The organism is Mycolicibacterium litorale, from assembly GCF_010731695.1.
Lineage (GTDB): Bacteria > Actinomycetota > Actinomycetes > Mycobacteriales > Mycobacteriaceae > Mycobacterium > Mycobacterium litorale.
Genome location: NZ_AP022586.1, coordinates 1,077,644 through 1,096,533 on the forward strand (window position 1 = coordinate 1,077,644; position 18,890 = coordinate 1,096,533).

The window sequence follows — 18,890 nt, forward strand, 5'->3', positions numbered from 1 at the left end:
GATGGCCCGCACCGCCGTCGAACCGCTGACCCCCGGCGCCCGGATCCTGATCACCGGCGCCGGACTGACCGGCCGCTCGGTGAGCGCCGCGCTCGAGCCCACCGGCGCGCGGCTGACGATCTGCGACGACGATCCGCTGGCGCTGCAGCGGCTGGTGACGCCGGCGTCGGTGGTGACCACCGCGGAGGCGGTCGCCGGCATCGCGGACTACGCGCTGGTGGTGACGAGCCCGGGGTTCGCCCCGACCACGCCGGTGCTGGCGGCGGCCGCAGCGGCCGGGGTGCCGATCTGGGGCGACGTGGAGCTGGCATGGCGGCTCGACCGGGCGGGCTGGTTCGGGACGCCGCGGCGGTGGCTGGTGGTCACCGGCACCAACGGCAAGACCACGACGACGTCGATGCTGTACGCCATCCTGCGCGCCGCCGGGCGCCGCGCGGTGCTGTGCGGCAACATCGGCAACCCGGTCCTCGACGTACTGGCCGAACCGGCCGAGATCCTGGCCGTCGAGCTGTCGAGCTTCCAGCTGCACTGGGCGCCGTCGCTGCGACCCGACGCCGGGGTGGTGCTCAACGTCGCCGAGGACCACCTCGACTGGCACGGCTCGATGACGGCCTACGCCCGCGACAAGGCCAGGGTGCTCGACGGCCGGGTGGCCGTGGTGGGCCTGGACGATCCGATGGCCGCGGGGCTGCTGACGACGGCCGCCGCGCCGGTGCGGGCGGGGTTCCGGCTGGGCCCTCCGGTCGCCGGTGAGCTCGGGGTGCGCGACGGGTGGCTCGTCGACAACGCGTTCGCCGCCGACCTCCCGCTGGCCCGGGTCGACGACATCCACATCGCCGGGCCCGTCGGGGTGCTCAACGCGCTCGCGGCGGCCGCACTGGCCCGCGCGGTCGACGTGCCCGCCGAGGCGGTCGCCGCGGCTCTGTCGTCGTTCGAGGTGGGGCGGCACCGGGCGGAGGTCGTCGCGGTCGTCGACGGGGTGACCTATGTCGACGACTCCAAGGCCACCAACCCGCACGCCGCCCGGGCGTCGATCGCGGCGTACCCGCGGGTGGTGTGGATCGCCGGCGGTCTGCTCAAGGGCGTGTCGGTGGACGCGCTGGTCGCCGAGGTCGCCGACCGGCTCGCCGGTGCCGTGCTGATCGGCCGTGACCGCGCCGTGGTCGCCGAGGCGTTATCGCGACACGCGCCGGATGTCCCCGTCGTCGAGCTTGTGACGGGGGAGGATTCTGGGGTGCATGGGACAACTGAGTCAGGTGGGAATCGTGTGACTCGTGTGGTCGACACGGCGGGACGATCGCTACCCGATGCCGTGATGGGTGCGGCGGTCGACGCGGCACGTCGACTCGCCCGTCCCGGCGATGCTGTCCTGCTGGCGCCCGCGGGGGCCTCATTCGACCAGTTCAGCGGCTACTCCGAGCGTGGCGACGCCTTCGCCGCCGCGGTGCGCGCCGAACTCCGGTAACCGCCGTGGCGACGATCCTGACCCGGTTGCGCGGCAGGGCGGCCGGCGCCGAGGGCGCGCAAGACGCCGGGGACGCCGACGGCACCGACGCGCCGACCGCGCCCACCCCCGCGCAACCTCCGGTGGTGTCGCGCACGCGTTTCGCGGCGTGGCTGGGCCGGCCCATGACGTCGTTCCACCTGATCATCGCCGTCGCCGGGTTGCTCGTCACGCTCGGGCTGACCATGGTGCTCTCCGCGTCGGGCGTGTACTCCTACGACTCCGACGGCTCGCCGTGGGCGGTGTTCGCCAAACAGGTGTTGTGGACGGCGGTCGGCCTGGTCGCGTTCTACCTGGCGCTGCGGATGCCGGTGAAAGTGTTGCGCCGGTTGGCGTTCCCCGGGTTCGCCTTCACCATCGTGCTGCTGGTGCTCGTGCTCATCCCCGGCATCGGCAAGATCGCCAACGGATCGCGCGGCTGGTTCGTGGTCGCGGGTTTCTCCATGCAGCCCTCCGAGCTGGCCAAGATCGCGTTCGCGATCTGGGGTGCCCACCTGCTGGCCGCGCGGCGTATGGAGCGCGCCACCCTGCGCGAGATGCTGGTGCCGCTGGTGCCCGCCGCGGTCATCGCGCTCGCGCTGATCGTCGCCCAGCCCGACCTCGGTCAGACCGTCTCGCTGGGCATCATCCTGCTGGCCCTGCTCTGGTACGCGGGCCTGCCGCTGCGGGTCTTCCTCAGCTCACTGCTGGCGGTGATGGTGTCGGCGGCCGTCCTGGCGATGGCCGAGGGTTACCGGTCGGCGCGCGTGCAGTCGTGGCTCGACCCCAGTGCCGACGCCCAGGGATCCGGGTACCAGGCGCGTCAGGCCAAGTTCGCGCTGGCCAACGGCGGGGTGTTCGGCGACGGACTCGGGCAGGGCACCGCGAAGTGGAACTACCTGCCCAACGCCCACAACGACTTCATCTTCGCGATCATCGGCGAGGAGCTGGGCTTCATCGGCGCGGCCGGGCTGCTGGGCCTGTTCGGGCTGTTCGCCTACACCGGGATGCGGATCGCCCGCCGCTCGGCCGACCCGTTCCTGCGCCTGCTCACCGCGACCACGACGACCTGGGTGCTGGGCCAGGTGTTCATCAACGTCGGCTACGTCGTCGGCCTGCTGCCCGTCACCGGGCTGCAGTTGCCGCTCATCTCCGCGGGCGGCACCTCGACGGCCACCACACTGTTGATGATGGGTCTGATCACCAATGCCGCGCGACACGAGCCCGAGGCGGTCGCCGCGCTGCGCGCAGGCCGCGACGACCGGGTCAACCGGCTGCTGCGGCTGCCGCTGCCCGAGCCGTACGTGCCCACCCCGCTCGAGGCCGTCCGGGACCGGCTGCGATCGCGGCCGGGAAAGGCGGGCAAGCCGGCCAAACCCGGTAAGCCGGCCAAAGCGGCCCGCGCGCCGCGGCGCAAACCCCCGGCGGATGATCGCCGGGTGCGGGGCTCAGGGCATCATGTAGGCGGTCAGCGGACGGCATCGGGCCGGACCGGTCAGCGCCAACAGGGTCGACGAGCTCGGCCCAGGGAAGGTCAGCGTTACGGGTGAACGGCACCATCTCGGTCGTCCTCGCCGGCGGCGGAACCGCGGGGCACGTCGAACCCGCGATGGCCGTCGCCGATGCGCTGGCCACGCTGGAGCCCGGGGTCCGGATCACCGCGCTCGGCACGGAGCGGGGACTGGAGACGCGACTGGTTCCCGAACGCGGCTACGACCTCGAACTGATCACCCCCGTCCCGCTGCCGCGCAAGCTCTCCGGTGACCTGCTGCGCCTGCCGCTACGCGTCCGCCGGGCGGTACGCGAGACCCGCGCGATCCTCGACGCCGTGCACGCCGACGTCGTGATCGGGTTCGGCGGCTACGTCGCACTGCCCGCGTACCTGGCGGCCCGGCGCGTTCGCGTGCCCATCGTCGTCCACGAGGCCAACGCCAGTGCCGGCCTCGCCAACAAGGTCGGCGCGCGGTTCGCGCGCCGGGTGCTCTCGGCGGTGGCCGATCCGGGGCTCGGCCCCGTCGAGGTCGTCGGCACCCCGGTGCGGTCGAGCATCACCGAACTGGACCGCGGCGCGCTGCGGGCGCAGGCCCGCGCCCACTTCGGATTCGCCGACGACGCCCGCGTCCTGCTGGTGTTCGGTGGTTCGCAGGGGGCCCGCTCGCTGAACAACGCCGTGTCGGGTGCCGCGAAACAGCTTGCCACCGCGGGTATCTCGGTGTTGCACGCCTACGGGGCGAAGAACACCCTCGAGTTGCCGGAGCCGGCGCCTGGCGATCCGCCCTACGTCGCCGTGCCGTATCTGAGCAGGATGGACCTGGCGTACTCCGCCGCCGACCTGGCGATCTGCCGTGCCGGGGCGATGACCGTGGCCGAGGTGACCGCCGTCGGCCTGCCCGCGGTGTACGTCCCGCTGCCCATCGGCAACGGGGAGCAGCGGCTCAACGCCCAACCCGTGGTCGACACCGGCGGCGGTCTGGTGGTCGACGATGCCGACCTCTCACCGCGATTCATCGCCGAGACGCTGATCCCGCTGCTCACCGACACCGGCCGGCTGCAGACCATGACCGCGGGAGCGGCGCTCTCGGGACACCGCGACGCCGCCCGCCACGTCGCGCACGTCGCGCTGGACGTGGCACGCGAGACGGCGGGCGCGCGGAAGACGGTGCGGTGAGCACCCCGCCCCTGCCCGACGAGCTGCGCCGGGTCCACATGGTGGGCATCGGCGGCGCCGGCATGTCGGGGATCGCCCGCATCCTGCTCGACCGCGGGGCGATGGTGTCGGGCTCCGACGCCAAGGAGTCCCGCGCCGTGGTGGCGCTGCGGGCACGCGGGGCGGCCATCCGGATCGGCCACGACGCGTCGTCGCTGGATCTGCTGCCGGGCGGGCCCACCGCGGTGGTGACGACCCATGCGGCGATCCCCAAGACCAACCCGGAACTGGTCGAGGCGCGCCGGCGCGCGATCCCGGTCATCCTGCGGCCGGTGGTGCTGGCCAAGCTGATGGCCGGTCACACCACGCTGATGGTGACCGGTACCCACGGCAAGACCACCACCACGTCGATGCTCATCGTCGCGTTGCAGCACGGCGGTTTCGACCCGTCCTTCGCCGTCGGCGGCGACCTCGGTGAGGCGGGCACCAACGCCCACCACGGCAGCGGGGAGTGCTTCGTGGCCGAGGCCGACGAGAGCGACGGCTCACTGCTCGAATACACCCCCGACGTCGCCGTGGTGACCAACATCGAGGCCGACCACCTCGACTTCTTCGGCAGCGCCGACGCGTACACCGCGGTGTTCGACGCGTTCGTCGAGCGGCTGAGCCCGGGTGGTGCGCTGATCGTGTGCGTGGACGACCCGGGGTCGGCGGCGCTCGCGGAACGCACTGCGGCCCTTGGTGTTCGGGTGTTGCGCTACGGCTCGCCGGGTCGCGACGACCTCGCAGGCGCGCTGGTCAGCTGGGAGCAGCAGGGGACCGGTGCGGTGGCGCACGTCCAGCTGGCGGGGGAGAGCGACCCGCGGGCGATGCGGCTGTCGGTGCCGGGCCGGCACATGGCGCTCAACGCGCTGGGCGCGCTGCTGGCCGCCCTGCAGGTCGGGGCGAACGCCGAGACGGTGCTCGACGGGCTGGCCGGCTTCGAGGGTGTGCGCCGCCGCTTCGAACTGGTCGGGACCGCGGGCGGGGTCCGGGTCTTCGACGACTACGCCCACCACCCGACCGAGGTCGCGGCGACACTGGCGGCGTTGCGCGCGGTCACCGAGCAGGCCGGCACCGGGCGGGCGGTGGTGGTGTTCCAGCCGCATCTGTACTCCCGCACCGAGACGTTCGCGGGGGAGTTCGGCGCGGCGCTGAGCGCGGCCGACGCGGTCTTCGTCCTCGACGTCTACGCCGCCCGTGAGCAGCCCATCGCGGGGGTGAGCGGCGCGAGCATCGTCGAACACGTCGCGGCGCCGGTCACCTACGTGCCGGATTTCTCCGCGGTGGCCGAGCGGGTGGCGAGCTCCGTGCAGCCCGGCGACGTGGTCGTCACGATGGGCGCGGGCGACGTCACCATGCTGGGCCCGGAGATCCTGACGGCGTTGCAGGTCAGGGCGAATCGCACCGTGCCGGGGGCCGGATCGCGATGACGTTGCCGCCGTCCGGGTCGGATCCGGATCAGCCCGAGGCGGCGCCGGACGAAGCCACGCCGCCCGTGGTCGACGAGGCCCCGTCCCCCGATCAGCCCGCGGCACCGCCGGAGGACGAGGACTACGAGGGACCCCGCAGGCGCGCGCGGCGCGAACGCGAACAGCGCCGCGCGGTCAAGGACCGGGCGATGGCCATCGAGGAGGCCCGTCGCGAGGCCAAGCGCCGGGTGGTCAGCGGGCCCGTCCAGGAGGTGACACCGGTCCCGCGCGGCGCGGTGCGCGGGCTGAAGGTCCTGGTGTGGTCGGCGCTGCTGTCGGTGCTCGCGGTCGGGCTCGGACTGCTGCTGTACTTCACGCCGATCATGTCCGCGCGCAACGTCGTGGTCGTCGGGCTGGAGGCGATACCTCAGGACGAGGTGCTCACCGCCGCGGCGGTGGTGCCCGGGACGCCGCTGCTGCAGGTCGACACCGACGCCGTCGCCGAACGTGTGGCGACCATCCGCCGCGTCGCCAGTGCGCGAGTGCAGCGCGAGTACCCGTCGTCGCTGCGCATCACCGTCGTCGAGCGGATCCCCGTGGTGGTCAAGGACTATCCGGACGGCCCGCACCTGTTCGACCGCGACGGGGTGGACTTCGCGACCGCGCCGCCGCCGCCGAACCTGCCGTATCTGGAGACCGCGACGCCCGGGCCGAACGATCCGGCGACCAAGGCCGCGCTGCAGGTCATGCTGGCGCTGCCGCCGGAGGTGGCCGGTCAGGTCGGGCGCATCGCCGCGCCGTCGGTCGCCTCGATCACCCTGACGCTGATCGACGGCCGGGTGGTGGTGTGGGGGACCACCGACCGCACCGACGAGAAGGCGCTGAAGCTGGCCGCGCTGCTCACGCAACCGGGCCGCACGTACGACGTGTCCAGTCCCGATTTGCCCACGGTCAAGTAGAAATTCGTGCCGACACCGTCGGCGCGCCTGCATGGTTCGCGTGGACGGTCCCCCTACCGTTCTGGTTGCGCGGAACTACTTGACATAACTCTAAGCCTGTGGTTGAGGTTGAGGGTTTTTGGGGAAGGCTTCGCATGAGTACTGGCAACCAGGCAGCAGAAAGGCAACGCTCATGAGCGCTTGCGCGAAGAAGGTCGAGCGATGACCCCGCCGCACAACTACCTCGCCGTGATCAAGGTGGTCGGCATCGGCGGCGGTGGCGTCAACGCCGTCAACCGGATGATCGAACAGGGCCTCAAGGGCGTGGAGTTCATCGCGATCAACACCGACGCGCAGGCGTTGTTGATGAGCGATGCCGATGTGAAGCTCGACGTCGGCCGCGACTCGACCCGTGGCCTCGGCGCGGGGGCGGACCCCGAGGTCGGCCGCAAGGCCGCCGAGGACGCCAAGGACGACATCGAGGAACTCCTGCGCGGCGCGGACATGGTCTTCGTCACCGCGGGCGAGGGCGGTGGCACCGGCACCGGTGGTGCGCCGGTCGTCGCCTCGATCGCCCGCAAGCTCGGCGCGCTGACCGTAGGCGTGGTAACGCGCCCGTTCTCGTTCGAGGGCAAGCGGCGAAGCAACCAGGCCGAGAACGGCATCCAGGCGCTGCGCGAGAGCTGCGACACGCTGATCGTCATCCCCAACGACCGGCTGCTGCAGATGGGCGACGCCGCCGTCTCGCTGATGGACGCGTTCCGCAGCGCCGACGAGGTGCTGCTCAACGGTGTGCAGGGCATCACCGATCTGATCACCACACCCGGCCTGATCAACGTCGACTTCGCCGACGTCAAGGGCGTGATGAGCGGGGCCGGTACGGCGTTGATGGGTATCGGGTCGGCGCGCGGTGACGGCCGGGCGCTCAAGGCCGCCGAGATCGCGATCAACTCCCCGCTGCTGGAGGCCTCGATGGAGGGCGCCCAGGGCGTGCTGCTGTCGGTCGCCGGCGGCAGCGACCTCGGCCTGTTCGAGATCAACGAGGCCGCATCGCTGGTGCAGGACGCCGCGCACCCCGAGGCCAACATCATCTTCGGCACCGTCATCGACGACTCGCTCGGCGACGAGGTCCGCGTCACCGTGATCGCCGCCGGCTTCGACTCGGCGGGCCCGAGCCGCAACCCGGTGGTGAGCCCGAGTGCGGCCCCGACGCAGCCGATCGCCCCCGGGCGGGCCGGGAAGGTGGCGTCGTCGCTGTTCGAACCGCACGACGCGGCGAGCGTGCCGGTGCACACCAACGGTGCGACCGTGAGCATCGGCGGCGACGGGCGGGATGACGGGGGCATCGCGGACGACGACGTCGACGTGCCGCCGTTCATGCGGCACTGACCCGGGTCCGATACTGGCAACGTGACCGTTCGTGTGCGGCGGGTGACCACGACCCGCGCCGGTGGCGTCTCGAAGCCGCCATACGACACCTTCAACCTCGGCGACCACGTCGGTGACGATCCGGCCGCCGTCGCCGCCAACCGCAGTCGGCTCGCGAGGGCGACCGGACTCGACGGCCGCCTGGTCTGGATGAACCAGGTTCACAGCGACCGGGTGGTGCGAGTCGACGGGCCGGACGACGGTCCGGTGGACGACGCCGACGGACTGGTGACCACGACCCGGCGCCTGGGCCTGGTCGTCGTCACCGCCGACTGTGTTCCCGTCCTGCTCGCCGATTCGCGCGCCGGGGTGATCGGCGCTGTGCATGCCGGACGCGTCGGCGCCCGTGACGGTGTCGTGGTACGCGCGGTCGAGGCGATGCGCGAGGCCGGTGCGCACGCCGAGGACATCTCGGTGCTGCTGGGGCCCGCGGTCAGCGGCGGAAACTACGAGGTGCCCGAGGAAATGGCCGCCGAGGTCGAGGCGGCGCTGCCGGGCAGCCGGACGAAGACCACCCGCGGGACCGCGGCGCTGGACCTTCGGGCCGGAATCGCCCGCCAGCTCACGGATCTCGGGGTGAGGGCCATCGACGTCGATCCGCGCTGCACGGTCGCCGACCGCAACCTGTTCAGCCACCGGCGCCATGCTCCGACCGGCAGGCTGGCCTCGCTGGTGTGGATGGAGTGAGCGCCGTGGTCACCGATCGGGAAGCCGAGTTGGCCGCCTCGCTCACCGCCGTCCGGGAACGCCTCGCGCGCGCGGCGCAGGCCGCAGGCCGCGATGTGGCCGACATCCGGCTCCTGCCGGTGACCAAGTTCTTCCCGGCCACCGATGTGCGGATCCTCTACGGGCTCGGGTGCCGCGACTTCGCCGAATCCCGCGAGCAGGAAGCGTCGAAGAAGGCCGTGGAGATCGCCACCGTGCTGGCCGACGAGGTCGCCGACGACCCGGTGCGCTGGCACATGGTCGGCCGGATCCAGCGCAACAAGGCCAAGGCGATCGCCCGCTGGGCCTACGCCGCGCATTCGGTGGACAGCGCCAAACTGATCGCCGCGCTGGACCGGGGTGCGGCCGACGCGCTGGCCGACGGGGCCAGGACCGCACCGCTGCGGGTATACCTCCAGCTCAGCCTCGACGGTGACGTCGAGCGCGGCGGTATCGACGTGAACCGGCCCGAGCTCGTCGACGAGCTTTGTGCCGCAGTCGATTCCGCCGAGGCGCTGCAGTTCGTCGGGCTGATGGCCATTCCGCCGCTGGGCGCCGACGCCGCCTCGGCGTTCGCGCGTTTGCAGGCGGAATCGCAACGGGTACAGAAGGGATACCAGCAGCGACTCGAGTTGTCCGCCGGCATGTCCGGCGATCTCGAGACGGCGGTCGAACACGGCTCGACGTGTGTGCGTGTCGGTACCGCGCTTATGGGGCCCCGTCCTCTAACGTCACCCTGAGTAGTCACTCCAGTCACATCATCATCACAGACACCAAGCTTGACGGTCTTCAGAAGGGTCGCGCGATGAGCACATTGCACAAGGTCAAGGCCTACTTCGGTATGGCGCCCATGGATGACTACGACGACGAGTACTACGAGGACGACGACCGCGCCGAGCGCGGCCCGGCCCGTGGTGGTTACGCCCGTCGGCCCCGCGAGGACCGATTCGAGGAGGACGGTTACGGCCGTGACTACGACGACCGCCCTGCCCCGCGCGAATACGACGAGCCGATCTACCGCGGCGGGTACGACGAGCCGCGCTTCGAACCCCGCATGCGCGGCCCGCGCGAGTTCGACCGCGCCACCCCGCCACCGCGGCTCGGCGCGCTGCGCGGTTCGACCCGCGGCGCGCTCGCAATGGACCCCCGCCGGATGGCGATGCTCTTCGAGGAAGGCAGTCCGCTGGCCAAGATCACGACCCTGCGCCCGAAGGACTACAGCGAGGCCCGCACGATCGGCGAGAAGTTCCGCGACGGCACCCCGGTGATCATGGACCTGGTGTCGATGGACAACGCCGACGCCAAGCGCCTCGTCGATTTCGCCGCCGGGCTGGCGTTCGCCCTGCGCGGTTCGTTCGACAAGGTCGCCACCAAGGTCTTCCTGCTGTCGCCGGCCGACGTGGACGTGACCGCCGACGAGCGCAGGCGCATCGCGGAAGCGGGCTTCTACGCCTATCAGTGACATCTCGGTGACATCCAGCGTCACCCGGCGCGCGACGGCGACGGGTCGGCCCGACAGGTAGGCTGACGAGGTTGTTTTCCCACCTGTATCGAATGTCACACATCTGCCCGTAGTGAGGTCGAGCTTCCGTTGGCGCTGTTCTTCGAAATCCTTGGTTTTGCGCTGTTCGTCTTCTGGCTGTTGCTCATCGCACGGGTGGTCGTCGAGTTCATCCGCTCCTTCAGCCGGGACTGGCGCCCGCGCGGGCTGACGGTCGTGGTGCTCGAGGTGATCATGACGCTGACCGACCCGCCGGTGAAATTGCTGCGACGCATCATTCCCCAGCTCACGATAGGGGCGGTGCGTTTCGATCTGTCGATCATGGTGCTGCTGCTCGTGGCGTTCATCGGCATGCAGTTGGCGTTCGGCGCGGCCGCCTGAGCCTGGTCGCCGACGCCCCCGTGGCGTCGCCGCGGACCGTGTTCGCCGGTAATCACAATTGACGATGCGAAATTGAAATTCGCTCTTAAAATTTGACCTCCGCTGCGACCGCCGGGTCTGGTGTGACAGGATGGACGCCAGTTGCGTTCCAAGCAGGCTTTACACTTTGAGATCGGTTGACGGTCCAGACTCCAAGGGGGCAGACAATGCCGCTCACACCCGCCGACGTGCACAATGTGGCGTTCAGCAAGCCGCCCATCGGTAAACGCGGCTACAACGAAGACGAAGTCGACGCTTTCCTCGACCTGGTCGAGAACGAGCTGACCCGGCTCATCGAGGAGAACACCGATCTGCGTCAGCGGGTTGCCGAGCTGGATCAGGAGCTCTCCTCGGCGCGTTCCGGTGGCGGCTCGTCCCAGCAGGCGCAGCCCGCCCCCGTCTACGAGCCGGAGCCCGAGCCGACCCCGCCGCCGCAGCCGGTGTACGAGGCGCCCGCGGCGCCCGCGCCCACCGCGCAGCAGAGCGAGGACTCGGCACTGCGCGCCGCCAAGGTGCTCAGCCTGGCCCAGGAGACCGCCGACCGGTTGACCAGCACCGCCAAGGCCGAATCGGACAAGTTGCTCTCCGATGCACGGGCCCAGGCCGACGCGATGGTCAGCGAGGCGCGCCACACCGCGGAGACCACGGTCACCGAGGCCCGCCAGCGCGCCGACGCCATGCTGGCCGACGCGCAGAGCCGGTCCGAGGCGCAGCTGCGGCAGGCCCAGGAGAAGGCCGATGCACTGCAGGCCGATGCCGAGCGCAAGCACTCGGAGATCATGGGCACCATCAACCAGCAGCGGACCGTCCTCGAGGGCCGGCTCGAACAGCTGCGGACCTTCGAGCGCGAGTACCGCACCCGTCTGAAGACCTACCTGGAATCGCAGCTCGAGGAGCTGGGCCAGCGTGGTTCGGCCGCACCGGTGGATTCGAGCGCCAACAACGACGGCGGCGGCTTCAACCAATTCAACCGCGGCAACAACTGAGCTGGCTGCGCTGATCGATGCTGATCATCGCGCTCGTCCTCGCCGTCGTCGGTCTGGCGGCCCTGGTGACCGCCGTGGTCACCGGTAATGCACTGATCGCGTGGGTGTGTATCGCAGCCAGCGTGGTCGGTGTGGTGCTGTTGATCATCGACGCGGTGCGGGAACGGTCCCGTGGTGGCCGCTCGGCGGCGACGGGTTCCGCGGCGGCCGGCGACAGCAGGGCCGACGACGCCGAGACGACCGGCGACTTCGACGCCGACTACCCGGACGAGCCCGAGGGCGCCGAATCGTTCGCGTTGGACTCGGATGCCGACTTCGACGCCGACACCCGCGCGGTGCCCTACGACGAGCGGCATGAAGACCAGGTCGGCGCGGATCACCCTGGCGCCGATCACCCCGGCGCCGATCACCCCGAAGAGCCCACCACCCGTTAGCCGGTGGGTGTCGCCAGCAGGTCACGCACCTCGTCGTCGGTGACCTGGTGGAAATCCGCGTACACCTGGCCGACGGCCTCGAAGCCGGTCGGCGTCGTCGCGCACACCACATCATCGGCCTCGCCGCCGATCTCCCGGCACGCCGACGCCGGACCCACCGGGACGGCCACCACCACCCGCGCGGGCTGCGACGCCCGCACCGCCCGCACCGCGGCCAGCATGCTGGCACCGGTGGCGATCCCGTCGTCGGTGAGCACCACCGTCCTGTCCGCGATCGCCAGCGGCGACCGGCCCTGCCGGTAGGCGGCTTCCCGGCGGTGCAGTTCTGCCGTCTCCCGCTCGATCGCGCGCTGCAGGTCCTCCTCACTCAGGTGCAGGCGCGCCACGAGCTGATCGTTGACCACCACGCCGCCGCCCGAGGCGATGGCACCCATCGCGAGTTCCTCCCATTGCGGCACACCGAGTTTGCGGACAAGGAACACGTCGAGCGGGGCCCCGAGGTCGTGGGCCACCTCCCAGCCGACGGGAACGCCACCGCGCGCCAGGCCCAGCACCACCAGGTCGTCGCGGCCCCGGTAGGCCGACAGTTGCTCGGCCAGGACCCGGCCGGCGTCACGGCGGTCCCGGAAGGTGCGCCCGGCCGCCCTGCCGCCGAGCCTGTCCCATCCGCTCATCGCAGAAACGTCGTACCCGCCGTGCCGCGATGCAATCCACCGGGCGGGTGGCGCCGAATACTGCGAGCAGACCGGTGACAAGGAGGGCCATGGGCATCGAGTACGCGAGCGTCGTCGACCACCCGCTCGACGAGGTGTTCGCCTGGCACACCCGGCCGGGCGCGATGCCCCGGCTGGTCCCGCCGTGGCAGCCGATGACGGTGGTCACCGAGACCCCGTCGCTGGCGGACGGACAGGCGGTACTCGGTCTGCCCGGGGGACTGCGCTGGATCGCCCAGCACGACCCGGCCGGCTACGACCCGCCGCGCCGGTTCGTCGACGCGCTGTCGTCGCACGGGGTGCGAACCTGGCCGCCGCGCGTGATCGGCTGGTGGCGGCACACCCATGACTTCGCCGACGCCGGACAGGGGCGCACCGCGGTGCGGGACCGCGTCGACACCACCGTGCCGGGCGCGCTGCTGCGCCCCACCTTCGTCTATCGCCACCGACAGCTTGCCGACGACCTCGCCGCCCACCGGGACGCCGCCCGAGCCGGATGCGGGCCGATGGTCGTCGCGGTCACCGGATCGTCCGGGCTGGTGGGTGCGGCGCTGACCGCGATGCTGACCAGTGGCGGCCACCGGGTGATCCGGCTGGTGCGGCGGTCGGCGGTGGGCGCCGACGAGCGGCACTGGGATCCGCAGCGGCCCGCCCCGGATCTGTTGACCGGGGTGGACGCGGTGGTGCACCTGGCGGGCGCCTCGATCGCCGGCCGCTTCACCGCATCGCACCGCGCCGCGATCCGCGACAGCCGCATCGAGCCGACCCGCCGCCTCGCACAGCTGGCCGCCGCGGGTGGGCCCCGCACGTTCGTCAGCGCGTCGGCGATCGGCATCTACGGCTACGACCGGGGTGACGCGGTGCTGTGCGAGGACAGCGCGCGCGGCGACGGCTTCCTGGCGGGGGTGGTGGCGGACTGGGAGGCCGCGACCGCGCCGGCGTCCGACGCGGGGCTGCGGGTGGTCACCGTCCGCACCGGGATCGTCCAGGCCGCGGCGGGCGGAACGTTGCGGCTGTTCCGGCCGCTGTTCGCCGCCGGGCTGGGCGGGCGGCTCGGCAGCGGACGGCAGTGGGTGTCGTGGATCGGTCTCGACGATCTGCTCGACGTGTACTACCGGGCGCTGTGGGACGACCGCGTGACCGGGCCGGTCAACGCCGTCGCGCCCGAACCGGTGCGCAATGCGGACTACACCCGGACGCTCGCGCAGGTGCTGCACCGGCCGGCGGTACTGCCGGTCCCGTCAGTCGGCCCGAAGGTGCTGCTGGGCGCCCAGGGCGCCCGCGAACTGGCCGAGGCCGATCAGCGGGTGCTGCCGACCAGGCTCGCCGCGCTGGATCACCGGTTCCGGCATCCGCGTCTCGCCGACGCGCTGGCCCATCAGCTGGGACACGGCGCCGCCGCGACGTAGGTCAGGAACGCGTTCACCAGACCGCGGATCCGTTTCGCCGCATCGTCACCGAGTTGCCTTGTCTGCGTGAGGAGTTCGTCGTGGTCGAGGCCCAGGGCGAGGGCCTCGCCGTCGCGGTCGTCGGCCAGCCAGTCGACGAGGAGGGCGTGGTCGAGTTCGGGGTGAAACTGCAACGCCAGGCAGCGGCCGAGCACGAAGGCCTGGGAGGCGTCGGCGGTCCTCGCGATCTCGACGGCGCCGGGCGGTAGCGTCCACCGGTCGAAGTGCCACTGGAACCACGGGCCCGCGGCGACCAGTTCCGGCCGGTCGGTGGTGATGTCGTACCAGCCGATCTCGGGCACCGGTCCGCGCCCGACCGTCCCGCCGAAGGTCTGCGCGATGAGTTGCCCGCCGAAGCACACGCCGAGCAGGGCGACCCCGGCCGCGGCGGCCTCGCGCAGCATCGCCATCTCGGCGCCGACCCAGGTGTTGCGCAGCGCCTCGTCGTACACCGGCCAGCGGGCACCCAGGGGAACGATGACGTCGTAGCCGGTCGGGTCGGGGAACACCACGTCGACGGCGGGTTGGTGAGCCCGCTCCGCGGGCACCACCGTGAAGGTGTCGATGTCGAAACCGGCGTCGGAGAACGCCTCTCCCAGCAGCGCCTCGGTCGCGACGGGGTCGTTGTGGAGGAACAGGACGCGTGGTGTCACCCGGCCATTATCACCGCGGTATCGGCGGCGCGTCCTCCGGTGCGAGTCGGGCGGCGATACGTGCGAACAGCGTCTGCGCGGAATTGGGGTAGTCGCCTTTGGCGTCGAACGCCTCGGGGGCGAATGTGACCGCCACGGCGATCGCCAGCTTCCGGGCGGGCAGATACGCCTCGACGGCCCCGAGGCCGGCGAACATCGGGTCCTGCAGCAGCCAGTCGCCCGAGATCACGATGCCCAGCCCGTAGGTGTAGCGGTCGTCCATCACCAGGCAGGTGGGGCACCCGGGTTGGGTCCTGGTGCGCCCCCGCAGGTCGGTGGAGATCATGCGGCGGTAGGACTCCGGTGACAGGAGCTCGCCGGATCCGATGCCGACGGCGGTCGCCTCGAGGTCGGTGATGGTGGAGGTCTGGATCGCGCCGTGGGTGATGGTCCACGACGGGTTCCAGAACGTCGACTCTTCGTAAAACCCTGTGTTGCGAGGGATCCCGAGCGCGGTGCGGCGTTCGGAGGTGAACGCGTGCAGTGCCGGTTCGGGGATCTCGGCGGTCAGTGAGGCGCGGGTGCCGGTCAGTCCGAGTGGGCCGAGGACTCTCTCCTCGAGCAGATCGGCCATGCGCCTGCCGGTCGCCTTCTCCAGCGCCAACCCGAGCAGCACGTAATTGGTGTGGGCGTAGTTCCAGTTGGTGCCGGGCTCGTAGAGGAGGGGTTCGGGTACCGCGAAGTCGAGGAGTTCGTCGGGCGTGAAAGCCCGAAAGGGATTGGCGTACAACACTTTTTCGAACGCATCGTTACCGATCACGTAATCGTGGTAGCCCGAGGTCATCTGCGCGAGCTGGCCGAGCGTCACCCGGTCGGAATGCGCTACGTCGGGTAACCAACGTGACAGCCGGTCGTCGAGCCCGACGGTGCCGTCTTCGACGAGGAGCAGCAGCAGTGTGGCGACGTAGGAGATCGCCACCGCGCCGTTGCGGAAGTGCATATCGGGTGTGGCGGGAATCCCGGTCATCGAGTCGCCGACGGCACCGGTGACGATCTCTCGGCCGTTCTCGGTGACACGGACGATGGCCGATCTGAGGTGGGCCTCGGCCATCGTGTCGCGCACGATCTGCAGGATGCTGTCGGCGCGCTCGTCGGGACCGGAGCCGGAGGGGCCGGTGCACGAGGTGAGCAGGAGCGCCACCGCGAGCGCGCCGGCTGCGCGGCGGGGGACAGGCATGATCGATCATGGCAGAGCGGACCGGCAGCGGCACCGGTATTGACTACGATCGAGTCTCGGCGGAGGGGGTGGCATGGCGGATCTGTCCGACTGGTTCCTCACGGCCGACGAACGGGGCAACCCGTCGACCGATCTGCCTGCGTTCTGCGACGGGAACCTCGTCGAACCGCTGATCCACGGGGCGACCTACTTCGACGCGCTGGCCAGCGAGGTCGAGGCACTCGGGCCGGGGGACCACCTGTTCTTCACCGATTGGCGCGGGGATCCCGACCAGAAGATGCGCGACGACGGACCGACGGTCCGGGAACTGTTCTCCGCCGCTGCCGAACGCGGAGTCGTGGTGAAGGGGCTGGTGTGGCGCTCACACCTCGATCAGCTGTCCTACAGCGAGGCGGAGAACCAGCACCTCGGCGAGGCGATCGAACGCGCCGGCGGAGAGGTGCTGCTCGATCAGCGGGTGCGGATCGGCGGTTCGCACCACCAGAAACTGGTCGTGATCCGCCATCCCGGCGCGCCCGAACGCGACGTGGCGTTCGCGGGCGGTATCGATCTGTGTCATTCGCGCCGTGACGACGAGTCGCACCGCGGCGATCCGCAGGCCATCGAGATGTCCAAGCGCTACGGCGACAACCCGCCCTGGCACGACGCGCAGCTGCGGCTGCGGGGTCCGGTGGTCGGCGCGCTGGACAGCACCTTCCGTGAGCGGTGGAACGACCCGGCGCCGTTGGACACGCTCAACCCCGTCGCGTGGGTGGTGGACCGCCTGCGCGGCGCCGACCTGAAGGCCGACCCGCTGCCCGAGCAGCCGCCCGATCCGCCACCCTGCGGACCGCATGCGGTGCAGGTGCTGCGCACATATCCCGACGCGCACTTCACCTACGACTTCGCCCCGCACGGTGAGCGCAGTGTGGCCCGTGGATACACCAAGGCGGTGCGGCGCGCCCGCCGGCTGATCTACCTCGAGGATCAGTACCTGTGGTCCAAGCAGGTCGCCGAACTGTTCGCCAAGGCGCTCGCCGACAATCCCGATCTGCACCTGATCGCGGTGATACCGCGCTATCCCGATGTCGACGGCCGGTTGGCGCTGCCGCCGAACCAGGTCGGCCGCAGCCAGGCCATCGACGCGTGCCGGGCGGCCGGCCCCGACCGGGTGCACATCTTCGACGTCGAAAACCACCAGGGCACACCGGTTTACGTACACGCCAAGGTGTGCGTGGTCGACGACGTGTGGGCGTGTGTGGGCAGCGACAACTTCAATCGCCGGTCGTGGACGCATGACAGCGAGTTGTCGTGCGCGGTGCTCGATGACACCCGCGACGAGCGGGCCCCGCGAGATCCGGCCGGCCTCGGCGACGGTGCGCGCGTGTTCGCCCGGGATCTGCGGTTGCGCCTGATGCGTGAGCACCTCGATCGCTCCGACGACGCCGACCTGGTCGACCCGGCCGATGCGGTGCGCGAAATCACCGCCACGGCAAAGGCATTGGACGACTGGTACGAGGGCGGGCAGGTCGGGCCTCGGCCGCCCGGTCGACTGCGCGCCCACCGCACCGAGGAGCTGGGCCGGTTCACCCGGATGTGGGCGGTCCCGGTGTACCGGATGATGTACGACCCGGACGGTCGCTCGTACCGGGCACGGTTGCGTGGCGAGTGGTGATCAGTTCCCCGCGTCGAACGCGAGCGGGAGCGTCGCGGGACCGCTGATGCCGGTCAACGGTTTCCAGCGTTCGGGGGCGGTGCGGCGCGGATGGGGCATCCGCTGGGTGATCACCGTGAGCGCCTCGACGAGTTCCGTCCGGGCCAGGTGCGAGCCGAGGCAGTAGTGCATGCCGCCGCCGAAGGTGAGCATGGCGGCAGCGCCCTCACGGGTGACGTCGAGCCGGTCGGGTCGGTCGAACGCGGCGGGGTCGCGGTTGGCGGCTGCGATGTTGACGATGACCATCTCGCCTGCGGCAACCCGCAATCCCGGAAGCTCGACGTCATCCCGCGCGGTACGGATGGTGGTGAAGATGACGGGGCAGAACCGCATCAACTCGTCGACGGCGCGGGGGATCAGTTCCGGGTTCGCGGCCAGCAGCTCCCACTGGTCGGGCCGGTCACACAGCACGCCGACGGCCGCGGCGAGTTGGTTGCGCGTGGTATCGGTTCCGGCCATGAGCAATCCGCCGGCCAGCATCAGCAGTTCGTCGTGGGCGAGCCGGTCGCCGTCGACCTCGGCCCGGATCAGGTCGGAGAACAGGTCGTCGGTGAGGGCGTCGCGCCGGGCCCGGACGAGCGCGTCGTTGTAGCCATCGAGTTCGGTCCACGCGCGTTCGATGTCGTCGGCATCCTCGGCGACGTTCCAGGCGAACACCTTGAAGATGTCGTCGGCCCACGCCGAGAACCGAGACCAGTCCTCGGCGGGCGCGCCGAGCAGTGCACAGATGACCGGGATGGGGTAGGGCCGCGCGATGTCGGCGACGACGTCGACGGCGCCGGTCGCGGCATGCGGGTCGACGAGGTCGTTGATCACCTCGACGCACGTGTCACGCAGTCGCGCAGACGCTTTCGGGGTGAACGCCTTGCACACCAGCCGGCGCAGGCGGTGGTGGTCTTCGCCGTCGCGGCTGAGCAGGCTGTCGACGGCCCGGTCCCAGACGGGTCCCGACGTGATGCCCTGCGAGGCGAGGGCCAGCCCCTTCGGGATCGCGAAACGGTCGTCGCGCAGCACCGTGCGCGCGAGGTCGTAGGTCAGGATCTCGGGACCGTGTGCGCCGAGTGCGACGGGCCCACGCTCGCGCGCCGCGGCGAGGATGCGGTGCGCATCTTCGGGATCACGCTCGTTCTCGTAGTCGACGGTCGGCAACCCGACGTCCAGTGTTGTCATGCAC

The 18,890-nt window shown here is 71.0% G+C and carries 18 protein-coding genes; 14 read left to right on the top strand and 4 right to left on the bottom strand.

The genetic code is table 11. The features are described from left to right. Position 1 precedes the first annotated feature (1 nt). The 12 genes from murD (at position 2) to G6N30_RS05110 (ending at position 11,993) form a co-directional block, all read left to right on the top strand. The gene (murD, locus tag G6N30_RS05055) at positions 2-1,465 is read left to right on the top strand and encodes a UDP-N-acetylmuramoyl-L-alanine--D-glutamate ligase (protein ID WP_134060592.1); all 1,464 of its coding nucleotides are present in this window, start codon (positions 2-4) and stop codon (positions 1,463-1,465) included. Between the two features lie 5 nt (positions 1,466-1,470). Then, the gene (gene ftsW / locus G6N30_RS05060) at positions 1,471-3,033 is read left to right on the top strand and encodes a putative lipid II flippase FtsW (protein WP_134060591.1); all 1,563 of its coding nucleotides are present in this window, start codon (positions 1,471-1,473) and stop codon (positions 3,031-3,033) included. Next, a complete protein-coding gene (murG, locus tag G6N30_RS05065) occupies positions 3,030-4,151 on the top strand; it encodes an undecaprenyldiphospho-muramoylpentapeptide beta-N-acetylglucosaminyltransferase (RefSeq protein ID WP_134060590.1) in 1,122 nt (373 codons plus the stop codon). Before ftsW ends, murG begins: the two co-directional genes overlap by 4 nt. Further along, positions 4,148-5,602 (top strand): UDP-N-acetylmuramate--L-alanine ligase, encoded by a 1,455-nt coding sequence (murC, locus tag G6N30_RS05070; protein ID WP_134060589.1) that lies wholly within the window; start codon positions 4,148-4,150, stop codon positions 5,600-5,602. Before murG ends, murC begins: the two co-directional genes overlap by 4 nt. Beyond that, positions 5,599-6,540 (top strand): cell division protein FtsQ/DivIB, encoded by a 942-nt coding sequence (locus G6N30_RS05075; RefSeq protein WP_134060588.1) that lies wholly within the window; start codon positions 5,599-5,601, stop codon positions 6,538-6,540. The genes murC and G6N30_RS05075 overlap by 4 nt, the downstream gene beginning before the upstream one ends. A gap of 201 nt (positions 6,541-6,741) precedes the next feature. Beyond that, on the top strand, positions 6,742-7,908 hold the full coding sequence (gene ftsZ, locus G6N30_RS05080; RefSeq protein ID WP_134060587.1) for a cell division protein FtsZ: 1,167 nt from the start codon (positions 6,742-6,744) through the stop codon (positions 7,906-7,908). Between the two features lie 21 nt (positions 7,909-7,929). Further along, positions 7,930-8,634 carry a peptidoglycan editing factor PgeF gene (pgeF, locus tag G6N30_RS05085; RefSeq protein WP_134060586.1) on the top strand — a complete coding sequence of 235 codons (705 nt, stop codon included), beginning with the start codon at positions 7,930-7,932 and terminating at the stop codon, positions 8,632-8,634. After that, complete coding sequence (locus tag G6N30_RS05090) at positions 8,631-9,392, top strand: YggS family pyridoxal phosphate-dependent enzyme (RefSeq protein WP_134060729.1); 762 nt, start codon at positions 8,631-8,633, stop codon at positions 9,390-9,392. The genes pgeF and G6N30_RS05090 overlap by 4 nt, the downstream gene beginning before the upstream one ends. Positions 9,393-9,457: 65 nt before the next feature. Continuing rightward, positions 9,458-10,114 carry a cell division protein SepF gene (locus tag G6N30_RS05095; protein ID WP_134060585.1) on the top strand — a complete coding sequence of 219 codons (657 nt, stop codon included), beginning with the start codon at positions 9,458-9,460 and terminating at the stop codon, positions 10,112-10,114. Between the two features lie 129 nt (positions 10,115-10,243). Then, on the top strand, positions 10,244-10,534 hold the full coding sequence (locus G6N30_RS05100) for a YggT family protein (protein WP_134060584.1): 291 nt from the start codon (positions 10,244-10,246) through the stop codon (positions 10,532-10,534). Positions 10,535-10,740: 206 nt separating this feature from the next. After that, positions 10,741-11,559: a DivIVA-like cell division protein Wag31 gene (gene wag31 / locus G6N30_RS05105; RefSeq protein ID WP_134060583.1), complete on the top strand. Its 819-nt coding sequence runs from the start codon at positions 10,741-10,743 to the stop codon at positions 11,557-11,559. Between the two features lie 17 nt (positions 11,560-11,576). Then, positions 11,577-11,993 (top strand): phage holin family protein, encoded by a 417-nt coding sequence (locus tag G6N30_RS05110; protein ID WP_134060582.1) that lies wholly within the window; start codon positions 11,577-11,579, stop codon positions 11,991-11,993. Here G6N30_RS05110 and G6N30_RS05115 read toward each other — a convergent pair. Next, entirely contained in the window at positions 11,990-12,667 is a 678-nt protein-coding gene (locus G6N30_RS05115; protein ID WP_134060581.1) for a phosphoribosyltransferase, read from the bottom strand. The two genes, G6N30_RS05110 and G6N30_RS05115, sit on opposite strands and share 4 nt — an antisense overlap. 89 nt (positions 12,668-12,756) lie before the next feature. Between G6N30_RS05115 and G6N30_RS05120 the strand changes: the two genes are divergently transcribed. Further along, positions 12,757-14,115, top strand: a complete 1,359-nt coding sequence (locus G6N30_RS05120) for a TIGR01777 family oxidoreductase (RefSeq protein WP_134060580.1) — start codon at positions 12,757-12,759, stop codon at positions 14,113-14,115. Here the strand turns inward: G6N30_RS05120 and G6N30_RS05125 are convergent. Then, positions 14,085-14,807 carry a type 1 glutamine amidotransferase gene (locus G6N30_RS05125; RefSeq protein ID WP_134060579.1) on the bottom strand — a complete coding sequence of 241 codons (723 nt, stop codon included), beginning with the start codon at positions 14,805-14,807 and terminating at the stop codon, positions 14,085-14,087. The genes G6N30_RS05120 and G6N30_RS05125 overlap by 31 nt on opposite strands. A 10-nt stretch (positions 14,808-14,817) precedes the next feature. Then, positions 14,818-16,023: a serine hydrolase domain-containing protein gene (locus tag G6N30_RS05130; protein ID WP_134060578.1), complete on the bottom strand. Its 1,206-nt coding sequence runs from the start codon at positions 16,021-16,023 to the stop codon at positions 14,818-14,820. A gap of 73 nt (positions 16,024-16,096) precedes the next feature. Here G6N30_RS05130 and G6N30_RS05135 point away from each other — a divergent pair, with 73 nt between their 5' ends. Beyond that, a complete protein-coding gene (locus G6N30_RS05135; protein WP_134060577.1) occupies positions 16,097-17,677 on the top strand; it encodes a phospholipase D family protein in 1,581 nt (526 codons plus the stop codon). On the opposite strand, the gene G6N30_RS05140 is transcribed toward G6N30_RS05135, so the two are convergent. Continuing rightward, positions 17,678-18,886: a cytochrome P450 gene (locus G6N30_RS05140; RefSeq protein WP_134060576.1), complete on the bottom strand. Its 1,209-nt coding sequence runs from the start codon at positions 18,884-18,886 to the stop codon at positions 17,678-17,680. It abuts the gene before it with no gap. Positions 18,887-18,890: the final 4 nt, after the last annotated feature.